8 protein-coding genes are annotated in these 8,385 nt (G+C 59.7%); all 8 read right to left on the bottom strand.

Annotated elements, in window-relative coordinates:
• Positions 1-300 precede the first annotated feature (300 nt).
• The 8 genes from msrQ to QQL78_RS17695 all read right to left on the bottom strand — a co-directional run bounded on the left by msrQ (position 301) and on the right by QQL78_RS17695 (position 8,288).
• Complete coding sequence (gene msrQ, locus QQL78_RS17730; RefSeq protein WP_284375374.1) at positions 301-912, bottom strand: protein-methionine-sulfoxide reductase heme-binding subunit MsrQ; 612 nt, start codon at positions 910-912, stop codon at positions 301-303.
• Positions 913-963: 51 nt separating this feature from the next.
• Positions 964-1,869, bottom strand: coding sequence for a protein-methionine-sulfoxide reductase catalytic subunit MsrP (gene msrP, locus QQL78_RS17725; RefSeq protein ID WP_284375372.1), 906 nt, complete (start codon positions 1,867-1,869; stop codon positions 964-966).
• 297 nt (positions 1,870-2,166) lie between these two features.
• Positions 2,167-3,174 carry a DUF6925 family protein gene (locus tag QQL78_RS17720; protein WP_284375371.1) on the bottom strand — a complete coding sequence of 336 codons (1,008 nt, stop codon included), beginning with the start codon at positions 3,172-3,174 and terminating at the stop codon, positions 2,167-2,169.
• The gene (locus tag QQL78_RS17715; RefSeq protein WP_284375369.1) at positions 3,161-3,838 is read right to left on the bottom strand and encodes an adenosylcobinamide amidohydrolase; all 678 of its coding nucleotides are present in this window, start codon (positions 3,836-3,838) and stop codon (positions 3,161-3,163) included. The genes QQL78_RS17720 and QQL78_RS17715 overlap by 14 nt, the downstream gene beginning before the upstream one ends.
• The gene (locus QQL78_RS17710) at positions 3,835-4,593 is read right to left on the bottom strand and encodes an ABC transporter ATP-binding protein (RefSeq protein WP_284375367.1); all 759 of its coding nucleotides are present in this window, start codon (positions 4,591-4,593) and stop codon (positions 3,835-3,837) included. The genes QQL78_RS17715 and QQL78_RS17710 overlap by 4 nt, the downstream gene beginning before the upstream one ends.
• Positions 4,590-5,570 (bottom strand): FecCD family ABC transporter permease, encoded by a 981-nt coding sequence (locus QQL78_RS17705; RefSeq protein WP_284375642.1) that lies wholly within the window; start codon positions 5,568-5,570, stop codon positions 4,590-4,592. The genes QQL78_RS17710 and QQL78_RS17705 overlap by 4 nt, the downstream gene beginning before the upstream one ends.
• Positions 5,570-6,421, bottom strand: coding sequence for an ABC transporter substrate-binding protein (locus QQL78_RS17700; protein WP_284375364.1), 852 nt, complete (start codon positions 6,419-6,421; stop codon positions 5,570-5,572). The genes QQL78_RS17705 and QQL78_RS17700 overlap by 1 nt, the downstream gene beginning before the upstream one ends.
• Position 6,422: 1 nt before the next feature.
• A complete protein-coding gene (locus QQL78_RS17695; RefSeq protein WP_284375362.1) occupies positions 6,423-8,288 on the bottom strand; it encodes a TonB-dependent receptor plug domain-containing protein in 1,866 nt (621 codons plus the stop codon).
• Positions 8,289-8,385: the final 97 nt, after the last annotated feature.

The following is an 8,385-nucleotide window of genomic DNA, read 5'->3' as shown; positions in this document are numbered from 1 at the left end:
AACATCTGGGGTTATCCACAGACTTACCAACAAGACACATCAAGACTCACACCATTCCCCCACACAATCTCAAACAGATTCACACGATTCAAAAGCTAAATGCCCAGGCGACTCGTTAAAAAGCCGGGAATCCCTCGCCGAAATCCGGATTGAGTCGGGTGAGTCACAGGCAAACACCCCAAAATCGAGTCGACAGACACGTGGCACAGCACACTGTAAATCACCCGGAACGCAGAAAGCCGCCCCATCAATGGGCGGCTTCACTACTCTCACTCTCTTCTCTCTATATAATCTCTGCGTTCAGGCAGCGATCCGCGAGGGTTTACGTCCCCGCAGCCGCAGCGCCAGCAATCCCAGGATCACCGCCATATAGATCAGCGGTTCCAGCTGGATGCCTTTGACCAGCCAGATGTAATGCACCCCCCCCAGAAACACCGCCAGATAGGTCAGCTTGTGCAGCTTGCGCCATTTCACACCCAGTTTGCGCACCGCGTAATTATTCGAAGTCAGGGCCAAGGGTAGCAATAGGGCAAACCCCGCCATGCCAATGGTGATATAGGGACGTTTGATGATGTCCTCGACGACGCGGCCCAGTGTCTGCACATCCAGCACCGCCCAGACCAGCAGATGAAAAGTCACATACGCAAAAGCCATCAGTCCAAGGGCCCGCCGGAACCTGATCAGGTTGATCCCCAGATGCTGGCGCAGTGGTGTGATGCACAATCCGGCGATCAACAGCTGCAAGGCCAACTCGCCATATTTATGCTCCAGCGGCTTGACCGGATCGGGACCAAGGTTCCCCGTCACCGCCAGATAGAAGAAGTAGGGTGCGGGCAGAAGACATAGTATATAGACAGCCCAGGTCGGGACGCGCCGCGCGGTTGCGTTGATCTGATCCCTGATCCTGTCCATCTGCCTATCCGCGCCCCTGCGACCGTTCCCGACCTATACTATATATATGCGTCAAAAATTCGCCTTCAGATCCATGCCTTCATATAGGGCCGCGACTTCTTCCTCATACCCGTTGAACATCAGGGTCGGCTGACGTTTGGCAAACAGCCCCCCGCCGACCATCCGTTCACTCGCCTGCGACCAACGCGGATGGCTCACTTCGGGGTTCACATTACTGTAGAACCCGTATTCGCGCGCGTTCGCCTTGTTCCAGCTGGTCGGCGGCTCCTGATCGGTCAGCGTGATACGCACAATCGACTTGATGGATTTGAACCCGTATTTCCACGGCACCACCAGACGCATCGGTGCGCCGTTCTGGTTCGGGATCGGCTTACCGTAAATCCCCGTCGCCATGATGGTCAGCGGATGCATCGCCTCATCCAGTCGCAATCCTTCGACATAAGGCCAATCCAACGCGGGGAAACGCACACCCGGCATCTCGTCAGGGCGGTTGGCGGTTTCGAAGGCGACATATTTTGCCCCCGACTGCACACCGGCCATTCCCAACAGATCCGCCAGTTCGAAACCGTTCCACGGGATCACCATTGACCACGCCTCGACACAGCGGAAACGATAAATACGTTCCTCGATGGTCATCGCCTCCATGATGCTGGCCATGGCATAATCACCCGGCTTGTCCACCATCCCGTCAATCTTGACCGTCCAAGGCGAGGTCGTCAGCGTATGGGCATTGCGGGCCGGATCAGTTTTGCCGGTGCCGAACTCGTAATAGTTATTGTACTGCGTGATATCCTCATAGCTGTTCGGCTCCAGCCCATCTGCCGCATGCGCCGCCCCGCCAATGCCCGCCAATCCGGCACCAGCTGCCAGCCCCGCCATCACTTGCCGCCGGTTCAGAAATGCTCGGTGCGGGGTGATGTCGTTATGGGTAAGTGTATTGATCCAGCGGTGCGCCATGCGGATGACTCCTTTTGCGTGTCTCCTAGAACCTAGGAGCTGCGCGGGTTTTGACCAAGGATTTCACCGATCATTTCAATAAGCACACCGGATTGTCAGATCCTGCGCAGCCGCTGCGCAGGAGCGCTAAGCCAGAGTATCGGACAAGGGGCCGCCCTCACGGGCCAGCCCAAAACACGGTTGAAAGGGCGAAACACCGCTCTGCCCTGACACAGGTTGCACCACCATTTCAGCAGCCAGTCATATCTGTTGGTTCGGGTTTAGGGTCCCTCCCCCGCACACGGCATGGCCCCGTGATCAATGTCCGGGGTTTTCCTCGTCAACCTCATCCACAATGGTGCTTGCATCAAAGGCCACAGACCACCGGTCGATCAACGCACCACCCCCATGCAAGCGGCGCCATTGGCGCAACCCGTTGCGCAATCCGGCGCGGCCGGTGCGGCTGGCGGGTTCACTCATGCTGTCCGGTTCGCGATTGTCTTCAAGCGCTGCCCAACAGGCCCGTTTTGCCGACAGATAATCCTCCGGGCCCCAAGCCCGTAACAGGGTTTGAAAGGCATCAAACGCCGCGCGGCTGAAATCCTTGTCCTGGCCCATGCGATCAAACACCGGGCTTTCTGGATGAAACCCCGCGCAGGGCACCCAGCCATCCGGGATAGGTGTGTTTGCCGAATGTGTCCGGCCCGCCCGCAACAGCTTGGGCAAGACATGTGTATGCGGCCCCTCCGGTGACTTTCCTCCCGTGTCAGGTCCGCCGATCATCTGATAGACCTCAACCCGCCCAATCTTTGTCAGCGCAACCCGATGGGGATGCGCTGCAAGGATCCTCCCCATCGCCGGATTGCCCTGTTCCATCAGCGATCGTCCGGCATTTTCACGCAATACACGCATCAGGTTTTCATCCGCCGTGCGAATGCAAAAATCGACCTGCGGCTGTGCCAACCCCATGTCAAACAGAACCGCTGTGCGATCCTCCTCCCGCAGGGCGGCAGTGTCGGGGCCAAGTTCGGTCAAGACGTCACGCCGGTGCATCATCGCTTCCGCCTCGGGCAGGCACAGGGATACGGCCTGCGACCAGCGATGCGCCCGCGGGCTCAGGGTCTCATAAGCTACAGGGCGCACGCCCTCCAACCGCTCGATCCGCACACCGCCGCGCGCCGTGACCTGACAAAGCGGCGCATTGGGCTGCGGCGGGGCTTCCTCTCCGACGTGATGAAATTCGGCGATTGCACCGAATGACCCCATGTTCCAACCGGCCTCGCTCTCGCACAGCCCCTGTTGCAGTATATTCTCAAGATCCAGCATATTCTGTCCCCGCTTTCTGACGTGATCCAACGTCTGATTTCCATTCCTGCGCGCCCCGCGTAGTGGCGTCATAAACGGCTGCCCCCAAGGCCGCGCCAATTGACGTGTGCAGACCGGCGTACTCCTCTGTGCCCATGGGCGCTGCAACCGCGATGCAATCCGTGCCCGTGCCTGTCGCCAGCCCTGTCGGCAACGCCAGCCCGGCCTCGATAATTGCTGCGGTCCGGGCCTGCGCGGCGATGCTGATTGCCTCAATCAATGCGGTCTGTGACAAACCGCAACTCAGCCGCACCGCGATATTGATCGTGCCCCAATCCGGCATCTGCCGTTCCACCCGGCTGCCAACCCGTTCCGCGTTGGACAGGCCGACGGTCGCCACAGACTCCGCCGTCACACCCTCTGTTGTGACAGAGCTTTGGGTGTAACAGGTGACATCTCGCGAGGTCAGGAAAGCGACGCAACCATCCTCACCCCGTGCGTGTAACTCACCTTTGAGCCACTGCCTCACATCCATGTCTTGCGGCAAATCCGCATTGCGCACCTCCCGCCAGAGGATACGCCGCGCCATCACAAAACCCGGACGGTTAATGGCCCAGCTCAGCACCTGCATCTCGCGGCCCAGTTCGAAGGTCAGCCAGGGCCGCGCCAGCGTGACAGCGCTCATGCCACCACCTCAAGCGGCTGGAAAATCGGGCCCTCCGCAGTGGTTTTGAAATAGGCACTGATGCCAAAGGTCTCGCGAACGCGCGCGGCGCTCAACACCTCCTGCGGGGGGCCATCCGCAGCCAACCCGCCCTTGTCGATGACAATCAACCGGGTGCAATGGCGGGCGGCAAGCCCAAGATCATGCAAGGAAACGATCACCGAATGGCCTTCACTTGCCAGATCGGCAAAGCTGCGCATGGTGGCAATCTGATGCGCCGGATCCAAACCTGCGATCGGCTCATCCGCCATCAGCAAGGGTGTCTCCTGTGCCAATGCCCGCGCGATCAGAACCCTTGCCTGCTCACCGCCTGACAGACGGGTGGCGGTACGCCCCCGCAACGCACCAAGATCCATGCGCAGCAATGCCCGCTCGACCGCGGCAAAATCCTCAGCCTGCGGGCGCTGCCCCGCGGCGAGATGGGGTGTCCGGCCCAATCGGACGAGCGTTTCCACATCCACCGGCCAGGCGATTTCACGCGATTGCGGCATCCACGCCACCGCGCGTCCTCGCGCATATGGCGACAACCCCGCCAATGAACTATGCCCGGTGCTGTCGATCAGCCCCATAGCCGCGCGCATCAATGTGGTCTTGCCCGCCCCATTCGCACCTATGATGCCGATCAGCTCCCCCTGATCAACGGTCATGTTGACGTCGCGCAGAACCTCGCGTTTGCGCCGGGTGACACCAAAGTCTTTCAGGGTCAGCAGAGTCATAAACCTTCCCTCCGCGTGCGGTAGATAAGATGCAGAAACAGCGGTGCGCCGATCAGAGCGGTGACCACGCCCAGCTTCAGATCCCGCGCCGGCAGCACAACGCGTACAACAATATCAGCCGCCAGCAACATCCCCGCCCCACCAAGGGCAGAGGCCCAAAGCAACCGTCCCGGCTGTGCGCCAACAAAGGGGCGTAACAGATGCGGCACCACCAGCCCGACAAATCCGATGGCTCCGGCCACGGCAGTGGACGCTCCGACAACAGCAGCGGTGCCAAAAATCAGCGTCAGCCGCATCCGGCGCAGACCGATGCCCATCGCCTCTGCTGCGTCTTCACCCAATGTCAGCGTATCCAGCCCCCGCGCCAGCGTGATCAGCATCACCGCCCCCAACAGAATCAATGGCAGGGCGATCCAGACATGGGTCATCGAACGGTCTGCAAGCGATCCCATCATCCAGAACACAATTTCATTGGCCGCAAAGGGGTTGGGGGACAGGTTCAACACCAAAGATGTCAACGCCCCGGCCAGCGCCGAAATAGCGATGCCTGCAAGGATCAGCGTCAGCGACGATCCACGCGGCCCCGCCAGCACCAACACCAGAACAACCCCAATCACCGCCCCCACCAGTGCCGCCAACGGCAATCCAAAGGCAAAACTGGCCGACAGCCCCGTCTGAATGGCCAGCACCGCCCCCAGGGCGGCAGAGCTGGACACACCAATCAGCCCCGGATCCGCCAGCGGGTTGCGCAGATAACCCTGCATTGCAGCCCCGGCCAGACCAAGCCCACCACCGATCATCAGCGCCAACAGCGCGCGCGGCAGGCGGATTTCGCGCATCACAAGGGTAAGCGGTCCCGCATCGCCCCCCACCAATGCCCCCAGACTTTCAAACAGCCCGATATCCGCCGGACCGACCGCAAGGGCCGCAACAAACAACGCCCCGACCAAAACTGTCAAAATCAACATCAAGCGCATCATGGATCTGCCTTCTGCATCTCTTGGCGCAGCGCCACCATATCTTCGATGGCCCGCAACACGAAAGGTGTACCGCAAACCCAGTCACTGTCGGTCATCGCGGCCTCCGGGTGTTTGCGGCGCAGGGTCTTGATCACCGGATGATCCTTGACCTCTTCCGACCGCGAGGCACCGGGAAACGGGCGGCTGGTAATCACTGTTTCCGGCTGGGCCAGCGCCAGAACCTCCAGCGGTATAACCCCGCCCGCGCCAAAACCTTGTTCAACTGCGATATTATCCAGCCCGGCAAGGTTCAGAATTTGCCCTGCCAGCGTTTTGTCACCTGATGTATACCCATTGGCATAATAGAGTGCCGCGCGTGGGCGCATCGAAACATCACTGAGGTAGCGGGCAAGCTGGTGCTCAAAATCCGCAATCAGCGCCGATGTGCGGCCTTGCTGGCCCAGCACCTCACCCATCTGCGCCAGCCGGTCCTGCACATCCGAAACGGCATAGGCCGGGTCAAACATCGCCACCGGGATGCCAAGCCGACCAAGCATATCCACCGTGGCCCGCGTACTGAAACTGCCCGCGACCACCAGATCAGGCTGCAACAGATAGATCTCTTCGGCCAAACCGTGATTGCGATGATAGGCCGCCGCTTGCTCCACCATTGCGGAACTGCGCCGGTCAGAGGCCAGATAGGACACAGACAAAAGCTGTCCCTCACCCGCCACCATCATCGCCAGCTGGTCGGTGCACAGATTCATCGACACGACCCTTTGGGGCGGTTCGCGCCTTTCAGGCGTGTCAGCCACTGCGGCCACGGGTGCTGCGATCAGCGCACCCGCAAACCAGAGTGCCCGCAGCATGCTAGAACTTTGCACTGATACCAACATAGGCCGCGCGTCCCCGTGATGCGAACCCCCAGACATCAACAGCATCGTCGTCAAACAGATTTGTAATCCGCCCGTTTAGGGTCAGACTATCCGTCAGCGCATATGTTGCCGCCACATCAACAGTGGTATAGGCGGGCAATTCGACGGTGGCGAAACTGCCAAAGAACTGTTTGCCAAAATTACCCGATACATGCCGGATATCTGCCGACACCGTGCCGCGGCCGCCAAAACTGTCCAGCGTCGCCCCAAGGGTAAACTCATGCCGCGGACGACGCACCTCAACACTGCCGTCAGGGTTCTTGGCATCGATGTAAGTATAGGCCAGCCGCACCGCCAAAGCATCGCTCGCTTGCAGGCTGCCCGAGACCTCAAGCCCCTGACGGTCACTATCTCCGGCCTGATTTTCAAACGAATACGTGCCCGCGCCGGTGCTGACTGATGTGATTTCATCCGTCAGCGTTTCATTGAAGTAAGTGACGTCGATCAACCCGCGGCCCTGCAAAACCTCGAACTCGGCCCCGATATCAAAGCTCTTGTTTTGTTCGGGTCTCAGATCAGGATTGCCAAGGTACCCGAAATCCGCGGCATAAAGCTCAAAATAGGACGGGTTTACGATCCCCGTACCCGCAGAGGCATGCAACCGTATCCCGCTGTCAGGAAACTGATAGGACAGCCCGACGCTCCAGGTTGTGGCGTCCTCAAACACATCATTGTCGTCAAAACGTGCACCCGCCTGCACATCCAGCCCGTTGGCAAAGCTGCCGCGATATTCCAATGCCACAGATGTCGATTGCCGACCGTAATGCGGGTTGGAACTGCTGTTGTCCTGTTCGTTTTCCAGCAACAGGTTCAGCAGGTGATCCGCCTCCGCCACCGCGCGCCCGTCAAGACCGAAACTCAACCGGTATTTCAACGCTTCCGTGTCCGTCGTCGTCGGCATGCCGCGGTTATAGGTCGATTCATATTCGGTTTTTTCAAACGACAGCCGGTGTGTCATCCGTCCACCCATCATCTCGTAATCGGCATAGACCCCTGCGGTCCATTCGTCACGTGTGGCCCCGGTTGTCGGGTCATCCACCACATAGCTGTCAGCATCCACCGCCCCAAAGGGGGAAGGATCGGTATCGTATTCTTCCGCCGCCCGGCGCAGGGTAAAGCCAAGCTTCAATGCGTCTGTCACCAGATAGTCACCCGACAGGATCGCCGTGGTCCGCTCAAGCGCGTCTTTCTCGCCGCCGCTCCCCGATTGGTCATAGCCCCGGTCATCCCTGTGAGAGAACGAAAAGGACACCCCGCCCCGCGCGCTCCTGCGCGAGACAAAAGCCGTCGCCGTTGTTGCATCGCCAACCTCCAGCGTGGCCGTATAGGTTTCACCGACCCCACCTTTGCGGGTGATGATATTGATCACCCCGGCTGACGCATTCGAACCGTAATAAACCGATTGCGGCCCGCGCAGCACCTCAACCCGTTCGATATTCGCCGTTTCCAAGCCGCTAAGGATGTATTCACCATCCCCACCCGCCGCTTCGATCCCGTCGATCAGAATCAATGTGTGATTCCCCTCACCGCCCCGGATGCGCACCTGCGTAAAGCTGGTGCTGGAGCCATTGACGGAAACACCCGGCAGGGCACGCAGGGCATCCTGTACCGTTGTGATCCCACGCGCCTCGATTTCCTGTGCGGTGACAACGCTGGCGGAACGGCCAAGAGCGTCCGCCTCGATCGGGGATAAACCACCCGAGATGACGATCTCGCCCAGATCAACAGTGTCTTGCGCTGATGCGGCTGTGAACAAAAGGGGGGAAACGGCGACGGACGCCAACAGAGAAAAACGGAGCATGGAAATAACCCTCGGGTAAGGCCCGGCAGGACCTTTGGACTGCAATATGTCATTTGAGGGAGAGCCCCCGCAGACGGTGAAAACACCACACGCGGAA

The sequence above is a fragment of the Sulfitobacter pacificus genome, from assembly GCF_030159975.1.
Classification (GTDB): domain Bacteria; phylum Pseudomonadota; class Alphaproteobacteria; order Rhodobacterales; family Rhodobacteraceae; genus Sulfitobacter; species Sulfitobacter pacificus.
This window is presented reverse-complemented; position numbering and strand designations above follow the sequence as displayed.

What these genes read in the sequence shown, in the direction of transcription:
- msrQ (WP_284375374.1), bottom strand. Translation starts at nt 912, where the DNA reads ATGGACAGGATCAGGGATCAGATCAACGCAACCGCGCGGCGCGTCCCG.
- msrP (WP_284375372.1), bottom strand. Translation starts at nt 1,869, where the DNA reads ATGGCGCACCGCTGGATCAATACACTTACCCATAACGACATCACCCCG.
- QQL78_RS17720 (WP_284375371.1), bottom strand. Translation starts at nt 3,174, where the DNA reads ATGCTGGATCTTGAGAATATACTGCAACAGGGGCTGTGCGAGAGCGAG.
- QQL78_RS17715 (WP_284375369.1), bottom strand. Translation starts at nt 3,838, where the DNA reads ATGAGCGCTGTCACGCTGGCGCGGCCCTGGCTGACCTTCGAACTGGGC.
- QQL78_RS17710 (WP_284375367.1), bottom strand. Translation starts at nt 4,593, where the DNA reads ATGACTCTGCTGACCCTGAAAGACTTTGGTGTCACCCGGCGCAAACGC.
- QQL78_RS17705 (WP_284375642.1), bottom strand. Translation starts at nt 5,570, where the DNA reads ATGCGCTTGATGTTGATTTTGACAGTTTTGGTCGGGGCGTTGTTTGTT.
- QQL78_RS17700 (WP_284375364.1), bottom strand. Translation starts at nt 6,421, where the DNA reads ATGCTGCGGGCACTCTGGTTTGCGGGTGCGCTGATCGCAGCACCCGTG.
- QQL78_RS17695 (WP_284375362.1), bottom strand. Translation starts at nt 8,288, where the DNA reads ATGCTCCGTTTTTCTCTGTTGGCGTCCGTCGCCGTTTCCCCCCTTTTG.